At 72.6% G+C, this 16,320-nt stretch carries 14 protein-coding genes; 9 read left to right on the plus strand and 5 right to left on the minus strand.

Annotation, left to right across the window (positions count from 1 at the left end):
- Positions 1–68 precede the first annotated feature (68 nt).
- From AA0Y20_RS04525 to AA0Y20_RS04560, 8 genes are all read left to right on the plus strand, one after another.
- Positions 69–866, plus strand: a complete 798-nt coding sequence (locus AA0Y20_RS04525) for an MOSC domain-containing protein (protein ID WP_412937718.1) — start codon at positions 69–71, stop codon at positions 864–866.
- A 209-nt stretch (positions 867–1,075) separates the two neighbouring features.
- Positions 1,076–2,854 (plus strand): collagen binding domain-containing protein, encoded by a 1,779-nt coding sequence (locus AA0Y20_RS04530; protein ID WP_412937719.1) that lies wholly within the window; start codon positions 1,076–1,078, stop codon positions 2,852–2,854.
- A gap of 247 nt (positions 2,855–3,101) precedes the next feature.
- Positions 3,102–4,142, plus strand: a complete 1,041-nt coding sequence (locus AA0Y20_RS04535; protein ID WP_412937720.1) for an Ldh family oxidoreductase — start codon at positions 3,102–3,104, stop codon at positions 4,140–4,142.
- Between the two features lie 89 nt (positions 4,143–4,231).
- The gene (locus AA0Y20_RS04540) at positions 4,232–4,816 is read left to right on the plus strand and encodes a methyltransferase (RefSeq protein WP_412937721.1); all 585 of its coding nucleotides are present in this window, start codon (positions 4,232–4,234) and stop codon (positions 4,814–4,816) included.
- Positions 4,817–4,858: 42 nt separating this feature from the next.
- On the plus strand, positions 4,859–5,626 hold the full coding sequence (locus AA0Y20_RS04545) for an IclR family transcriptional regulator (protein WP_412937722.1): 768 nt from the start codon (positions 4,859–4,861) through the stop codon (positions 5,624–5,626).
- Between the two features lie 289 nt (positions 5,627–5,915).
- Positions 5,916–7,262, plus strand: coding sequence for a TRAP transporter large permease subunit (locus AA0Y20_RS04550; RefSeq protein ID WP_412937723.1), 1,347 nt, complete (start codon positions 5,916–5,918; stop codon positions 7,260–7,262).
- 11 nt (positions 7,263–7,273) lie between these two features.
- A complete protein-coding gene (locus tag AA0Y20_RS04555; RefSeq protein WP_412937724.1) occupies positions 7,274–7,513 on the plus strand; it encodes a hypothetical protein in 240 nt (79 codons plus the stop codon).
- A complete protein-coding gene (locus AA0Y20_RS04560) occupies positions 7,513–8,322 on the plus strand; it encodes an NAD(P)-binding domain-containing protein (protein WP_412937726.1) in 810 nt (269 codons plus the stop codon). Before AA0Y20_RS04555 ends, AA0Y20_RS04560 begins: the two co-directional genes overlap by 1 nt.
- Positions 8,323–8,641: 319 nt before the next feature.
- Here AA0Y20_RS04560 and AA0Y20_RS04565 read toward each other — a convergent pair whose 3' ends face one another.
- From AA0Y20_RS04565 to gabT, 3 genes are read right to left on the minus strand one after another with little or no spacing between them, the layout of a single operon-like run.
- Complete coding sequence (locus tag AA0Y20_RS04565; protein ID WP_412937727.1) at positions 8,642–10,093, minus strand: aldehyde dehydrogenase family protein; 1,452 nt, start codon at positions 10,091–10,093, stop codon at positions 8,642–8,644.
- The gene (locus tag AA0Y20_RS04570) at positions 10,090–11,274 is read right to left on the minus strand and encodes an acyl-CoA dehydrogenase family protein (protein WP_412937729.1); all 1,185 of its coding nucleotides are present in this window, start codon (positions 11,272–11,274) and stop codon (positions 10,090–10,092) included. The genes AA0Y20_RS04565 and AA0Y20_RS04570 overlap by 4 nt, the downstream gene beginning before the upstream one ends.
- Entirely contained in the window at positions 11,271–12,623 is a 1,353-nt protein-coding gene (gabT, locus tag AA0Y20_RS04575) for a 4-aminobutyrate--2-oxoglutarate transaminase (RefSeq protein WP_412937731.1), read from the minus strand. The genes AA0Y20_RS04570 and gabT overlap by 4 nt, the downstream gene beginning before the upstream one ends.
- A gap of 87 nt (positions 12,624–12,710) precedes the next feature.
- On the opposite strand from gabT, the gene AA0Y20_RS04580 reads away from it, so the two are divergent.
- Positions 12,711–14,042 carry a PucR family transcriptional regulator ligand-binding domain-containing protein gene (locus AA0Y20_RS04580; RefSeq protein WP_412937732.1) on the plus strand — a complete coding sequence of 444 codons (1,332 nt, stop codon included), beginning with the start codon at positions 12,711–12,713 and terminating at the stop codon, positions 14,040–14,042.
- Here the strand turns inward: AA0Y20_RS04580 and AA0Y20_RS04585 are convergent.
- Positions 14,032–15,198 carry a CaiB/BaiF CoA transferase family protein gene (locus AA0Y20_RS04585; protein ID WP_412937733.1) on the minus strand — a complete coding sequence of 389 codons (1,167 nt, stop codon included), beginning with the start codon at positions 15,196–15,198 and terminating at the stop codon, positions 14,032–14,034. The genes AA0Y20_RS04580 and AA0Y20_RS04585 overlap by 11 nt on opposite strands.
- The gene (locus tag AA0Y20_RS04590; protein WP_412937735.1) at positions 15,195–16,217 is read right to left on the minus strand and encodes a LacI family DNA-binding transcriptional regulator; all 1,023 of its coding nucleotides are present in this window, start codon (positions 16,215–16,217) and stop codon (positions 15,195–15,197) included. The genes AA0Y20_RS04585 and AA0Y20_RS04590 overlap by 4 nt, the downstream gene beginning before the upstream one ends.
- Positions 16,218–16,320: the final 103 nt, after the last annotated feature.

A 16,320-nucleotide genomic window follows, 5' to 3' on the forward strand; every position in this document is an offset into this window, starting at 1 on the left:
GCGGGGTCCGTTGCGGCGGCGCGGGGTCGGGTGCGGCGGCGCGGGGTCCGGTGCGGCAGAGTATCGGTGTGCCCGTCGTCTCCGCTCTCTACCGCTATCCCGTCAAGGGATTCACTCCCGAAACGCGCGACGAGCTCGTCGTGCAGGCCGACGGGCGGATCGCCGGCGACCGGGTGCTCGCGTTCCGGTTCGCCGACGCCGTCGATCCGGAGGATGCCGACGGCCTCGAGTCCTGGCCGAAGAGCCGCGGTCTCGCTCTCATGGACTTCCCGGCGCTCGCGCGCGTGGCACTGGCGTTCGACGCCGACGCGCAGCGGCTGAGGCTGAGCGCCGACGGAGTGGTGCTCGCCGAGGCGGGGCTCGACGACGCGGGACGGCGGGAGCTCGAAGCGGCGGCGACCGCGTTCGTGCAGGCGTCTCCCGATGCGCGTCGGCTCGATCGGGAGGGCGTGCTGCCGCTGCGGCTCGTCGGCGACGGTGTCACCGCCCGGTTCCAGGACCGTGCCCGCGGCTACGTCTCGCTGCACGGCGCCGCCTCGGTCGATGATGTGGATGCCGCGGTGGCCGCGCCCGTCGACAGCCGGCGGTTCCGCTCGAACATCGTCGTTTCGGGTGTCGCGGCGTGGGACGAGCTGGGCTGGAGCGGACGCATCCGCATCGGCGACGTCGCCTTCGACGTGCAGCGCCCCATCGGCCGGTGCGCCGCGATCATGGCCAATCCCGACACGGGGGAGCGTGACGCGCGGCTGCTGCGCGTGCTGACGACCGAGTTCGACCAGGCCGAGCCGACCCTCGGCATCCTGCTCCTCCCCGCCGATGGCGGCGGTGTCGTTCGGATCGGCGACGAGGTCGTTCTCGACGCCTGACCCGGGTTGCCGGCATCCGTCCGTTCCGGGCCGGAATGCAATGAATCGGACCTGACACCCCGGTCAGGATGCCGCGGGCTCGGGATGTCCCGTTCGAACTCTGGCATCGCGGCCCGGGCCGGTCCGACCTGGGTTGGTGGCATAAGCATCTTCATCTGCTCAGGAAAACTTCTGGACAGGCTCCCCCTCGCGGGCGGAGGATGACCCCCATGCGCTCAGATGCGACCCCCCTCGGTACGACCTCGACGACCGGACGCAGGTGGCGCTCCGCGGCGGCACTGGTCGTCGCGGCGGCGTGGACCATGACGGCCGTCCTGGGGGCCGGCGCCGCCCCCGCCTCCGCAGCGCAGTCGTCGCAGTGGGGGCAGCCGTCAGAACCTCAGGGGACCGCGGGAGCCCGCACCGGCAGCGTGGCGATCGCCGAGCTGCCCGCGCTGAACGCCACGATCGCCAGCACCGCGTCGACGATGCAGCGCGCGTCTGGCGCGAGCACGTGGCTGAGCGAGGGGACGCCCATCGGCGCCCGCTACGGCTCGAGCCGCGACGAGCCCTACCTCACGATCGGCGCGCGCGGCTCGACGCCGTCCGTCACGACCTACACCTTCGACCGCCCCACTCCCGCGACGGGATGGGCCTTCGCCCTCGGCGACATCGACGCCGACCAGGTGCGTGTCACGGCGACGGCGCCCGACGGCTCGTCCGTCCCGGCGTCCGGGCTGGGTTTCCGCGGTGGCTTCAACTACTGCGAGCAGGGGCTCCCGGGTCGGCCGTCGTGCTCCGGCGTCATCCTCGCCGGTGACGTCGCGCGGTGGGACGCCGACACGCAGATCCTCATCGGCAACGACGGTGCACTCGACACCTCCGGCGCTGCGGGATGGTTCGAGCCGTCGGTCCCACTGGCGACGCTCACGTTCGAGTTCTCGGTCCGGTCGGGCACCCCGATCTACCAGACGTGGTTCGCCTCCCTGAGCCGCGGCATCACCGGCACCGTGACGGACGTGGCCGACGAGCGGATCGGCGGGACGACGCTCGAACTGCGTGATCCCGCCGGTTCGGTGATCGCGACGACGGAATCCGCATCCGACGGCACGTATGCGTTCCCCGCCGTACAGGCGTCGGACGGCTACAGCGTCACGATCGTGCCGCCGACGGGCCAGACGGCCGATGTCGCCAGCGCCATCGTCGACCTCAGCGTGTCGGATGCCGTCGCCGACTTCGTCATCCGCGATGTCAGGTCGGTGGCGGTCACGGGGACCGTGGTCGACGACGCGGGCGAACCGGTCGCCGACGTGGTCGTGTCTCTCGATGAAGACCGCACCGCGGTCACGACGACGGAGGGCGCGTTCGAGTTCACCGACGTGGACCCGGGTGCCTATCAGGCGAGTCTGACGCCTCCCGATGGGTTCGAGGTCGTGTCCGCCCCTGCACCGTTCACTGTCGAGGCGGGTTCGGAGGAGCCCGTGACCGACCAGGACTTCGTGATCGCGCCGGTCGTCGTGCCGGTCCCCACGGGCGGCATCGCCGGGGTCGTGCTCGACGCGGACGAAGCCCCCGTCGCGGGGGCCGTCGCCACCGTCGTGGGAGCGGATGTCGCGGTCGAGGCCGAGACCTCCGAAGCAGGTGTCTTCGCTGTCGACGACCTGCCCCCGGGGGTCTACACCGTCGCGCTCGAGGCGCCCGAGGGGTTCACGGCCGTCGGTGATGTCTCGCAGGAGGTCGAGGTGAGGGCCGGCGAGGTCGTCGTCGTCGCCTTCGCGGTGGAGCGAGTCGCCGGACCGGGGCAGCCGGAGGAGCCCGGAGCGCCGGGGACGGGGAACGCCGCGCCGCCTGTCGTCCCCGCGGGCTCCGGTGGAGCCGGCTCGGGCCGGCTCGCGGCATCCGGAGCCCCCGGTCAGCCGCTCGCGACCACGGCGCTCCTCGGCGCGCTCGTCGCGGCGGCCGGTGCCACCGCGCTGGCGGCCACTCGGGCTCGCGCACGGCGCTCCTGAGGGTACCCGCACCTCGCACCCGCCGGCCGCGCCGACCGGCGGCGTTCGGTGACGCCGGTGCGCGGACGCAAGACATCCCGGGCGACACGCCGGCCGGGTGACCCGGGCCACGGGGTGTCCAGGCGCGAAACCTTACATCGCGGCCCGACGCCCGCGCCTTCCGGCTGCCCACGCGGCGTGCTAGTTTCATTTGACGCACTGGTATTGCAACCAGTGAAACTTGCACGATCTCAACGGGGAGACGGCTATGACGACGACCGGCATCGAACTGCGACGGTTCGCGACCGACGTGCTGACGGCGGCCGGGATGCGGCGGCAGAACGCCGACGTGGTCGCGGGGGTGATGGTCGGAGCCGATCTGCTCGGTGTCCACTCTCATGGCACCACGCGTCTCGCGACGTACCTCGACCGTGTCGATGCCGGAGTGATGGCGCTCGATCCCGAGATGGTGCTCATTCGCGACCGCGGTGCGACCGCGCTGCTCGATGCGGCGAACGGTTTCGGGCAGCTCGCGGCGAGCCGCGCGGTGGTGCACGCGATCGAGCGGGCGCGCGCGTACGGAGCGGGCGTCGTGTCGGTCGCCCGCTCCAATCATTTCGGCGTCGCGGGACACTACGTCCGCGCTGCCGCCGAGAGCGGGCTCGTCGGCATCGCGTTGACCAACGCGTCGCCCGCCATGCCGCCCTTCAACGGCACGCGTCGGCTGCTCGGCACCAACCCCATCGCGATCGGGGTGCCCTCGCGGCGCCGCCCCCTGGCCGTCCTCGACATGTCGTCGACGACGGTGGCGCGCGGCAAGATCCGGCGCGCTTTCGACAACGGTGAGACCGAGATCCCCGCCGGCTGGGCCACCGACGCCACCGGCGCGCCGACGACCGATCCCGCGGCCGCGCTCGACGGCGACCTCGCCCCGCTCGGCGGTCCCAAGGGTGCAGGGCTGTCGCTCATGATCGACCTGCTCGCCGGAAGCCTCTCGGGCACCGGCCCGGTGGGCTCCGTCGTCGGGCTGCCCGACGCGTCCGCGGTGTCGGGCACCGCCCACCTGCTCATCGCCCTCGACCCCGAGGCCTTCGGCGGTGCCGATCTCTTCGACCGGTTGGTCGAGCAGTCGCTCGCCGATGTCGCGGACATGCATGCGGCCGACGGTGAGCGCGTCTACTACCCCGGCCTCATCGAGCACGAGCAGCGTGAACGCGCGGAGCGCGACGGCATCCGGCTCACCGACGTCGATCACGACCGTCTCGGGGCCCTCGCCGACCGCTTCGGGCTCGACGCTCCTGCCCGCTGACCGCGTATGCCCCCGCCCTCGCGAACACCCGATAGCCACGACCACCCCGACCACGCACGCGCCGGCTGTCGGCGCCGAAGGAGGAGAACATGACCGAGAACGCGAACCTGATCGAGCGCCTGGGAGCGCTGCCGACGGCCAACGTCGGAGACGCGATGGAGCGGCTGGGCGTCGTCGACGCCGAGATCGGCCCGGTGTGGCGCGGTGCCCGCCTCGCCGGCCGCGCGGTCACCGTCGAGGTCGCCGAGGGCGACAACCTCGGCATCCATCGCACGCTGCCCGACATCGGCCCGGGCGACGTCCTCGTCGTCAACGGTCACGGCGCCCGCAACCGCGCGCTGATCGGCGAGCTCATCGCCGAGCGGCTGCGGGTGCGCGGATGCGTCGGGATCGTCATCGACGGCGCGGTGCGCGACGCCGAAGAACTGGGCGAGCTCGGGTTCCCGACCTTCGCGCGATCGGTCACGCCCGCGGGCCCGTACAAGAACGGCCCGTGGCGAAATCACCGCGCCGTCGCCCTCGGCGGTGTCGTCGTCGCGCCCGGCGACATCGTCCTCGGCGATGCGGACGGCGTCGTGGTGGTGCCGGCTGCGGAGGCGGAGGAGGTCCTCGTGCGGGCCGAGGCCAAGCACGCCGACGAGTCGCGGATCCGGGCGTCGATCGTCGCGGGCTGAGCCGGTCCCCGGGAATCGTGTCGACCTTGCGAGAATGAGGTCATGCCCGATACCCCGGATGCCGCGAACCAGCCGACCGTTCGCAGCGTCGAGCGCGCGTTGGACATCCTCGAGATGCTCGAACGCTCCGACGGCCCGCTGCGTCTGGTCGATCTGAGTCGAGGCACCGAGCTGCACGCGGCGACCGTCCTCCGGCTCGTCGGCGTGCTGCAGCGGCGCGGCTTCGTCCAGCACGACGACAGCGGCGAGTACCGCCTGGGCGTCGCGGGCCTCGGGATGGCCCACCGGTATCTGCAGTCCGACCCGCTCGTCGTGCGGTCGCGGCCGCACCTGCAGGAGCTCGCGCGCACCACGGGCCTCACCGCCTCGCTGTACGCCCGTTCGGGCGAGTCACGTGTGCTCGCGGCTCGCGTGGACGGACGCGACCCGCTGCGGTACCAGCTGCCCCTCGGACGCCGGCTGCCGCTGCTGGTCGGCGCGGGCCGGACGATGCTGGCGTTCCTGCCGGACGATGAACGCGAACGGGTGCTCGGGCACGCGCGCGAGTTCCGCACGGCCGGTGGCGAGGTGGTGACGCCCGAACTGCTCCGTGCGTCGGTCGACGGCATCCGGGAGGCGGGCTTCCATATCTCCGTGTCCGAACGGGATGTCGGCGTCGCGGCCGTCAGTGTGCCCGTCCTCGACCGCGAGGGCGCCGTCGTGGCCGCGGTCTCGGTGCTCGGTCCGGACGAGAGCACGACCAGCGAGGCGCTCCGCGGATGGGCGCCGGAGCTGCGCCGCGCGGCGCACGCCATCGCTCTCTCCCTCTGATCCGCGCGGACGCGGCGGCTCCGGCTTCCTGAGCCGCCGATCTCGCGTCATCCTGCTCGCCCGGTCTCCCGATCGCGAGGGGGTGCTCGTCATGCCCGCGTGGCCGGCGGTGTCGTCGGATCGGGAGGTCGGCTTGACAAGCGCGTCACGCGTCCTGTGAAATGACGTTTCACGTGACGCAACCGTACTGTGTCTGACGAAACACCGTCGCCGCCAGGTGACCACCATCGCGAGCAAAGGAGCTGCGAGTGATCAACGACGATCCGACCCCTACGACGGAGGTGCCGTCGTGCCCGTAGCCGTCATCGCCCTCTTCGTCTTCCTCGCGATCATCGTCGTGTGGAACGTCGTGGTGAAGCGCAGCATGGCCGAGGCCATGGTGCTCGGCTTCGTCGCGACCGTGCTCTTCGCGGGACTGCAGGCGCCGCAGGTGGCTCGCGACGCCATCGTCGACGCGAGCTCGAACGAAGTCATGTACGCGGCGATCGCGTTCATCTTCATGACCTACCTCGTCGAGCGGACGGGAACCATCGCCCGCCTGATCGAGATCCTCACGAGTCTGCTGGGCGGCCTCCGCGGGGGCCCGGCGATCGTCGACACGGTGGCCTCCGGGGCGATGGGTGCGGTCGCAGGAGGCTCCAACACCGGCAACGCGGCCACGAGCGGTGTCATCACCGGTCCGTGGATGACGCGGACCGGCTGGAGCAAGGCCCGCGCCGCCACGGTCATCGCCGGCAACGCCGGCCTCGGCGCAGCGCTGCCGCCGAGCGCGTCGATGGTCATCATGATCGGATTCGCCGGCAGCCTCGTCACCACGAGCTCGGTGTATCTCGCCCTGTTCGTCGCCGGTGTCTACCAGTTCCTCATCCGGATGGTCCTCATCGCGTGGTTCGTCCACCGTGACGGCATCCACCGGGTCGCCGGAGAAGAGCGTCCCGCGGTCGGGCCGGCCGTTCGCCGCAACTGGACCTCGATGCTGATCTTCCTCGGTGCGATCATCCCCGTCTCGATCACGATCGGTCCGCTCGCCGACTTCCTGGCCGCATCCCCCCTGTCAGACGCCATGGGCTCGGTCTCGCTGATCACCTGGATCCCCGTCCTCATCATCCTCATCAGCGCTGCCGTCGGCTGGCGTCAGCTGCCGCGCTCCGCGCGCGGCTGGTGGGAGTTCTTCGGCGGCGCGGCGTCGAAGTACTACGCGATCGGCGCGCTGCTCTTCTTCGCGATCGCGGCGAGCGAGGTGCTCGCATCGCTCGGCCTCGCCGACGACGTCGACGCTCTGCTCGGCAACCTCGACATCCCCGTGTGGCTGCTCGTGACGCTCGTCGGATTCTTCGTCGTGCTGGTCGCCGGCCCCCTGTCGTCGACCGCGACGCTCAGCGCCGTCGGCCAGGTCTCGCTCGTGACGCTCGTCGCCGCGGGAGTCGACCCGCTGCTCGCCGTCATCGCGATCCTCGTGTTCGCCTCGACCGAGGGCGCCTCGCCGCCGGCATCCGGCGCGATCTTCGTCGCGAGCGGCATCACCGGCGCGAGGCCGGAGCAGACCTTCATCCCGCTCGTCATCTACTACGTGCTGCCGTTCTTCGTCCTCGGCGTCCTGATCGCCGTCGGCATCGTCCCCGTCCCCATCACCTGAGAGGCATCCTCATGCGGAAAACGCTCGACAAGACCGTCACGGGAGTGTTCGCGCTCGCCATGATGGCGTTCCTCGCGCTCGCCTGCGCGCTCGTGCTCACCCAGATCGTCGGGATCGTCTTCGTGCTGCCCGACCTCGTCGTCACCGCCGAGACGCTCTTCAAGGGGCCGGCCATCGTCGGAGCAGTCCTGGTCTCGTTGCTCGGCTATGCGCTGTTCAACATCCGCGGTGAGAAGCCGGCGGAGAGCTGATGGGCGCCGTCGACACTGCGCAGCAGCGCGCTGCGGGTCCTACCCCTCTCGCCGTCATCGGCCTCGGCGAGGCCGGGCGTCTCTATGCCCAGGGGGCCGTCGCCGCGGGATACGACGTGACCGGGTACGACCCGTTCGCTCCCGAGACTCCCGAGGGGGTGACGCGCGCGACCACGCTCGCGGAGGCCGTCGCGGCGGCCGAGATCGTGCTGACTCTCACGACGGCATCGCTCTCGGAGCAGATCGCTGCAGAGGCTGCACCCCACCTTCGGACCGACGCGACCTACGTCGACTGCACGACCGCCTCTCCGGAGGTGCTCGCCCGGGTCGCCGAGGTCATCGAGACCGCCGGGCCGGCGTTCGCGGATGTCGCGATCCTCGGGCCCGTCCCCCTGCGGGGTGCCGCGACCGACGCGATCGTGTCGGGATCGGGGCGCGCCGTCGCCACCGACACCCTGCGATCGTTCGGGGCGTCGGTCGAGGGCGGGGGCGAGGTCGCCGGCGATGCGTCGGCGCGCAAGCTCCTGCGCAGCATCCTGATGAAGGGACTCGGAGCGATCATCACCGAGGCGCTCGCGGCCGGGCGGGCAGCAGGGTCGGAGCAGTGGATCCGCGACCAGATCGCCCGCCAGCTCGCCGGCGACGGCCACGCGGTGGTCGAGCGACTCGAGCGGGGCACGCGCACCCACGCGGCGCGCCGCGCGCACGAGATGGCCGCCGTCGCGGACTACCTCGAGTCGCTCGGCGTCGCCCACGACATGGCCACGGCGACCCAGCACACCCACGAACGGGTCGCCGCCGAGCAGTGACGCCGGCCCGCGGCATCCGTCCGTCGGTGCCTCGGTGCCTCGGTGCCCTGATGCCCGGTGCCCCGATGCCCGGATGCAAGGGATCGTGCCCGACACCCCGCGAGCGGATGCCGCAACCCGGGGTGTCGGGCACGAACCATCGCATCGCGGGCCGGTGACCGGGAGGTCTGCTCAGGGGAGGGGAGGGCCGGGATGCAAGGGATCGGGCACGACATGCCGGCAGGGATGCCGCGGGGGCGGGGTGTCGGGACGGATCCCTTGCATCGCGGAACCACCACGCCCGCCCGGCCCGGCCGCCGACCCCGACCCCGGGCGGGGGTCAGCCGCGGAGGTAGACGGTCGCGGTCTCGGTGAAGAAGTCGCGGGCGACGGATCCCTGCTCCTTCGGGCCCAGCGCGCTGCCGCGCGTGCCGCCGAAGGGCACGTGCAGGTCGGCTCCGGCCGAGGCGGAGTTGATGTGCACGACCCCGACCCGGATGTCGTCGATCGCGGCGAGTGCGCGCCCGAGGTCGGTCGTGAAGACCGCGGTCGACAGCCCGTACTCGCTGTCGTTGACGAGCGCGAAGCCCTCGGCCGCGGAGCGCGTCCGCCGGACCCCGACGACGGGGCCGAACAGCTCGTCGTGCCACAGCTCGCCGGGCTCGGCCGCGGGCAGCTCGAAGACCGACGGCGGGATGAAGAACCCCTCCGCGAGCGGGCCGTCGCGGTAGGGCCCCGGCGCGACGACGGGCGTCGCGTAGCGGCTCGCGCGGTCGAGAGCGCCGTTGATGCGGTCGCGGGCGCCCGCGTCGACGACGGGGCCGACCTCGACGCCGTCACCGAGAGCATCGCCCACGACAGCGGCGCGGGTGCGTTCGGCCAGGGCCGCGAGGAAGCGGTCGGCGACCGCTTCGTGCACGATGACGCGCGAGGTCGCGGTGCACTTCTGCCCCGCGGCGCGGAAGGCGCCGATCGCGACCTGCTCGACGGCGAGGTCGAGGTCGGCGTCCTCGAGCACCAGCGAGGCGTTCTTGCCGCCCAGCTCGCCCTGGAACGGGATGCCGCGGCCGGCGAGCCGGGACGCGATCTGGCGTCCGACCCGGGTCGAGCCGGTGAAGGTCACGGCGTCGACATCGGGGTGCGCGACGATCGCCTCGCCGACCGCGGCGGTTCCGTTGACGAGGTTGAGCACCCCGTCGGGGAGCCCGGCCTCCATCAGCGCCTCGGCGAAGCGCATTGCCAGGACGGGTACGAAGGTCGCCGGCTTCCACACGATCGTGTTGCCCCACGCCAGAGCGGGGGCGAGCTTCCACGCCGGGATGGAGAAGGGGAAGTTGAACGGCGTGATCGCGCCGATGACCCCGACCGGTCGGCGCACCACGAGGATGCGCTCGCCCGGGGTGGGCGACTCGTAGACCTCGCCCGACGCCCGCTCGACGTCGTGCGCGTGGAATCGCAGGATGTTGGCGCCGTGGGCGACCTCGGCGATACCCTCGGCCCGCGTCTTCCCCTCCTCGCGGGCGAGCTCGGTGCCCCACTCCTCGCTGTGGGCCGCGACGATGTCCGCCGCGCGCAGCAGCACGGCCGCGCGCGATCGGGCCGGCGTGCGGCGCCATCCCTCGGCGGCGGCCCGCGCGGCGACGAACGCGCGGGCGACGTCGTCGTCCGATGCTCCCGGCCCGGAGGCGACGATGTCGGACGGCCGGCTCGGGTTGACGTCGACGAGCTCGTCGCCGCTGCCGGTCACCCAGCGGCCGTCGATGAGGTGTCGCAGGTCGATGGTCGTGGTCATCGGTCCTCCTGGGGTGCGGCGGTGCGGAACGCGGGGATGCCGGTGAGGTGGGCTCCGAGGACGAGCGTGTGGATCTCGTCGGTGCCCTCGTACGTCCGCACCGATTCGAGGTTCGCGGCGTGCCGCATCGGCGAGTAGTCGGCCGTGACGCCGTTGCCACCGAGGATCGTCCGCGCCTCGCGCGCCACGGCGATGGCCGCTCGGGTGTTCGCGAGCTTCGCGACGGAGATCTGGTGGGGCTGCAGCCGGCCGGCATCCTTCAGTCGCCCCAGCCGCAGGGCGACCAGCTGCGCCTTCTCGATCTCAAGCGCCATGTCGACGAGCTTGCTCTGGGTGAGCTGGAACGACGCGATCGGCTGATTGAACTGCATCCGGCGGCCGGCGTAGTCGAGCGCCGTCTCGTAGCTGTCGCGCGCGGCGCCGATGACGCCCCAGCCGATGCCGTAGCGGGCCTCGTTGAGGCAGGAGAACGGCGCGCGCAGCCCGCGGGCCTCGGGCAGCTGCGCGTCGAGCGGCAGCCGCACGTCGGCGAGGGCGATGTCGCACTGGATCGACGCGCGCATCGACATCTTCGGGGCGATGGGCGTAGCCGTGAACCCCGTTGTGTCGGTGGGGACGACGAAACCGCGGACGCCTTCGTCGGTCTGCGCCCAGATCACGGCGATGTGCGCGATCGAGGCGAGGCCGATCCAGCGCTTGGCGCCGTTGATGACCCATTCGTCGCCGTCGCGGCGCGCGAACGTCGTCATGCTGCCGGGGTCGGAGCCCGAGTCGGGCTCGGTCAGCCCGAAGCAGCCGATGACCTCGCCGCGCGCCATCGGCGGCAGCCACTTCTGCTTCTGCGCCTCACTGCCGTGCTTGTGGATGGCGCTCATCGCGAGCGACCCCTGCACCGAGACGAAGGTGCGCAGGCCCGAGTCGCCCGCTTCGAGCTCCATCGCGGCGAGACCGTACTCGACGGCGCTGCGACCGGGGCAGCCGTAGCCGGTCAGGTGCATGCCGAGCACGCCCAGGTCGGCGAGCTCGGGGATGAGCTCGGCGGGGAACCGTCCGGCGTCGTACCAGCCGGCGATCGCGGGCTTCACGCGGGCGTCGACGAAGGCGCGGACGCGGTCGCGCACGTCGCGCTCGGCCTCGCTCAGCTGGCCGTCGAAGTCGAGCAGATCGGTCGTGGCGCTCATGCTGCGTCCTCCTCGGATGCCTCGGATGCCTCGGATGCGGCGGATGCGACGGCGGAGCGGATGGCGTCGACGAGGATGTCGAGTCCGGCCGCGAGCACCGCCTCGTCGATCACGAGCGGCGGCAGGAGCCGGATGACGTTGCCGTGGGTGCCGCACGTCAGCGTCAGAACCCCGGCGGCGTGGCACGCGGCCGACACCCGCTGGGCGAGGTCGCTCCGGGGAGCGAGGGTGCCGGGGTCGGCGAACTCGACCGCCATCATCGCGCCCCGCCCGCGGACCTCGGCGACGACGTCGAACTCGGCGAGGAGCGGCTCGAGCCGGCCGCGGATCGCGGCCTCGATGCGCGCCACGCGGGGGAGCAGGTCGGGGTCTTCGAGCACCTCGAACACGGCGAGGGCGGCCTCGCAGGCGAGCGGGTTGCCGGCGTAGGTGCCGCCCAGACCGCCCGGGTGCACGGCGTCCATGATCTCGGCGCGACCCGTGACGGCGCTGAGGGGGAGTCCGCCGCCGAGCGCCTTCGCCGTGAGGACGAGGTCGGCAACGACCCCCTCGTGCTCGCTCGCGAAGAGCTGACCGGTGCGGCCGAGACCGCTCTGGATCTCGTCGATGACCAGCACGATGCCGTGTCGGTCGGCGATCTCGCGCAGGCCGGGCAGGAAGCCGGGGGCGGGGACGACGAAGCCGCCCTCGCCCTGGATCGGCTCGACGACGAGCGCCGCGAAGGCGTCGGAGCCGTGCTCGCCGATGGTCCGGTCGATCTCGTCGAGCACCTCGGCGACCGGGCGTCCGCGGAGGGGGTTGGCGTTCGGGACGCGCACGACGTCGGCGGGGAACGGGCCGAACGAGGTCTTGTACGGGTGCTCCTTGGCGGTCATCGCCATCGTCAGCAGCGACCGGCCGTGGTAGGCCTCGTCGACGACCAGCACGCCCGCCCGTCCGGTGTGGGCGCGAGCGATCTTGACGGCGTTCTCGACGGCTTCGGCACCCGTCGTGAACAGGCCGGTTCGCTTCTCGTGCGTACCGGGCACGTGGTCGTTGAGCCACTGGGCCACCCGGACGAATCCCTCGTACTCCGTCACCATGAAGCACGTGTGGGTGAATCGTTCGACCTGCGCCGCAACCCGCTCGCGGACACGCGGGTGGGATGCGCCCACGCTCGTGACGGCGATCCCGGACGCGAGATCGATGAGCTCGTTGCCGTCGACGTCGATGAGAGTCGATTCCGTCGCATCCGCGATGAAGACGGGCAGCGTCACGCCGAAGCCCGCGGATACGGCCTGGCTGCGTTCGTCGTGGAGGCGTCGCGAGCGCGGGCCGGGGATCTCGGTCACGAGGTGGGGGACGGTCATGAGGCGACTGTAGGTGCTGGCCCGCGTCCGGAACGGGGCGATTCGCACGGATCATCTCCTCGCCTGTGCATGCTGCACAATGAACCCGTGCCGTCTCTCGCCGCCCTCGTCGATGCCGCCGACGGCGCGCTCGCCCCTGTCACCCCGTTCCCGCCCGCACGGATCATCAGCGGCGTGCACGTCTCCGAGCTCGCGTCCCCCGGCCGCTACCTCGCGGGCGGCGAGCTGCTGCTGACCACGGGCATCCCCCTCACCGGGCACGACGGCGACGCCGCGTACGTCGCCTCGCTCGCGGCGCACGACGTCGGAGCCCTCGGGCTGGGCCTCGGCGAGGGATGGGATGCACCGCCGCCCGGGTTCGCGGCGCGGTGCGCGGATGCCGGTGTCGCACTGTTCGTCGTGCCCGACGGTGTGCCGTTCCTCGCGGTCTCCCGCGCCCTCATGACCCTCGAGCGCCGACTCGAGCGCGACGCGGGTCTGCGCGCCGCGTCGGCCCACACCCGACTGGCGGAGGCCGCGACGGGCGACGAGCCCCGCCCCGCCATCGCCCGGGCGATCGCGGAGGCCGTCGGCGGCTGGGCGGCGTGGGTGCCGGCGTCGCGACACGACGGCGCCGCACTGCTGCATCCACCGGCGCTCGCCGGGATGCTGCCTGCCGTCATCGCCGATGTCGAGGCCTCGCTGCGACGCTCGGGCGCCGCCGCGGCCTCCTTCGCGTCGCACGGATCGGTCGCCGTGGCCTTTCCGGTGACCACGGGCGGACGGATGCGCGGCGCCCTCGTGATCGGCTCGGGGCGACCGCTGTCCCGCACCGACCGTCAGCTCGCGCTCACGGCGGTGGCGCTGCTGCGGATGGTCACGGCTCCCGCCGGCGCGGCGTCGCCGGGGGAGTGGGTCGCGCGCCTCGCGCTCGACGGCGAGACCGCGGCGGCTCGCTCGCTCGCGCGCGCGAGCGGGATCGCGTTGCCCCGCACGGTGCGGGTGGCGGTCACGGGCGTCGACGGGGAGCCCCATCTGCTGTCGGCGATCGAGGACGGGATGCGGCTCGCCCTGCTCGACGCCGACGACGTCTCCGACGCCGGCGCGGTCAGCGCCCCGGTGCCGGTCGACGAGGCCCCGGCCGCGGCGGCCCGGGCGATCGCGCTGTGGCGTTCGGCGGACGGCGCGGGCGCGGTGACCGAGCACCCGCGCCGCGTCGAGCTCTGGCTCGATGCGCTCGACGGGTCGCCCGGACTGCGCGACGCGGTGCGGGCGCACCTCGCGGCGGGCCAGCGCATGGAGCAGACCGCTCGGATGCTCGGCGTGCATCGCAACACCGTGCGTCAGCGCATCGCCGCCGCGGAGCGGGCCATGGGGGCGTCGCTGACCGATCCGGACGTGGGTGCGGAGCTGTGGCTCGCGCTGCGCGTCAGCCGCTGAGGTCGTCGGCCGAGGCCGCGAGCCAGCGCAGCACCTCGTCGGTGTGCTCGCCGAGCCGGGGCGGCGCGGTGCGCGCACTCTCGACGGGCGGCGCCCAGGTGATGGGAGACCGCACCTGGCGCGATGTCCGGCCGTCCGCGCCGACCGCGTCGTAGACCGGATCGAGCCCCAGACGATCGGCCAGCGCGATGCCCTCGCCGATCGTCGCGACGACGCCCGCGGCGACGCCGACGGCGTTGAGCCGTTCCGCCCACGTCGCCGCGGGCTCGGCGGCGAGGGCGGCCTCGAGAGAGGCGGCGAGGTCGTCGCGGTTGCTCACGCGCAGGGTGTTCGTCGCGAACCGCGCATCGGCGGCGAGGCCGGGAACCCCGAGCACGGTGGTCATGCGGGCGAACTGGACGTCGTTGCCGCAGGCGACCGCGAGCGGGCCGTCGCTGCAGCGCAGCACCTCGTAGGGGGCGATCGAGGGATGCCGGTTGCCCAGGCGGCCCGGCTCGGTCGCCGCTCCGAGATGCGCGGACATCTGGTTCACGAGCCCCGCCTGCAGACTCGACAGCAGGTTGACCTCGACGCGCGATCCACGCCCCGTGAGCTCACGTCGCCGCAGCGCGGCGAGGACCGCGATGACCGCGTCCTTGCCGGTGAGCACGTCGACGAGGGCGACGCCGGCCTTCATCGCCTCGCCGTCACGGTCGCCGGTGATGTGCATGAGCCCGCCGACGGCCTGTGCGACGAAGTCGTAGCCCGGCAGGTCGGCGCCGCCGGCGCTGCCGAAGCCGCTGACCGACGCGTAGATGAGGCCGGGATGCCGCTGCGCCAGCGTCTCCCAGTCGAAGCCGAGCCGGGCGAACTGCCCGGGGCGGAAGTTCTCGATGACGACGTCGCTGCGCGCGATGATCGCCTCCGCCCGCTCGCGGTCGGCCGGGTCGGTCAGGTCGAGCGCGATCGAGGATTTGCCGCGATTCGCCGCCTCGAAATACGTCGTCATGCCGGACGCCGCATACGGCGGTCCCCACGCCCGGGTGTCGTCGCCCGCTCCGGGACGCTCGATCTTGATGACCCGCGCACCGAGGTCGGCGAGCATCATCGTGGCGAGCGGACCGGCGAGCACGCGCGAGAAATCGGCGACGACGACGCCCGCGAGCGGCGCGCTCATGCGCGCATCCGTTCGAGGGCGTGGGCGGTCGAATCACGGGCGACGACGGCGATGGGGAACTCGACGTCGGTGCCGCGGGGGCTGCGTCCCTCGAGGACGTCGAGCAGCAGGGTGGCGCAGGCCACGCCCGACTCGCGCGCCCGGAGGTCGATCGAGGTGATCGACGGGCGCAGGTAGGGCAGCGAGGGGTGGTCGACGCACGAGACGACCGTGATGTCCTCGCCGATGACGCGCCCCAGGCGCTCGAGCGTCGCGGTCACCTCGATCGCGCTCGAGTCGGGGCCGCACACGATGACGTCGGTCTCGGGCCGCTCGGCGAGCAGCTGTTCGGTGCGGTTGCGCACCTCGACCCACGGCGCCTCGAACGTCACGGGCGCGAGGACGGGGTCGAGACCGCGGTCGCGGCACGCGCGCCGATAGCCCGAGACGAGCTGACGACCCCAGTCCGACGAGTCGGGTGCGACGATGAGGGCCGGATGGCGGGCGCCGGTGCGGTCGATCTCGTCGAACAGGCGCAGCATCCCCGACTCGTGCGACGACCAGACCACGCCGACCGGCTCGCCGTCGACGTCGGGCGGCAGATGCTCCTGCGTCACGATCGGGATGCCCGAGGCGAACAGCGCCGGCAGGGCGGGGTCGCCGGCGAGCGGGTCGCCGATGACGAGACCGTCGGCGCGGAGCGGGCGTGACCGTCCGGACGACACCGAGGGGCTGACGATCGTCACGTCGACGTCGTGCGCAGCCGCGTGGGTGACGATGCCGAAGGTGAACGCCATGTAGTACGACGAGCGCGACACCACTTCGGGCAGCACGATGCCGATCGTGCCGACCGACCCCGTGCGCAGATGGCGTGCGGCCGCGTTGACGGTGTAGCCGAGCTCCGCCGCGGCGGCCAGGACGGCCTCGCGGGTGGCGGGTGAGACCCGCCCGCTGCCGCTGAGCGCATCGGATGCCGTGGTCTTGGCCACGCCCGCACGACGGGCGACATCGATGAGGCGTGCTCTGCCGGACCCGTGCATGCGGCGAGTCTAACCACACCGATCGGACCGTAATGCGCCCGCAACAATTCGGGTCTTGCGTCGTAACAGGGGTCTCGCATACTTTTGCCGGAACGTTCCGGCA

It is taken from the genome of Microbacterium pratiae, assembly GCF_047302165.1.
In the GTDB taxonomy this organism is placed as follows: Bacteria; Actinomycetota; Actinomycetes; order Actinomycetales; family Microbacteriaceae; genus Microbacterium.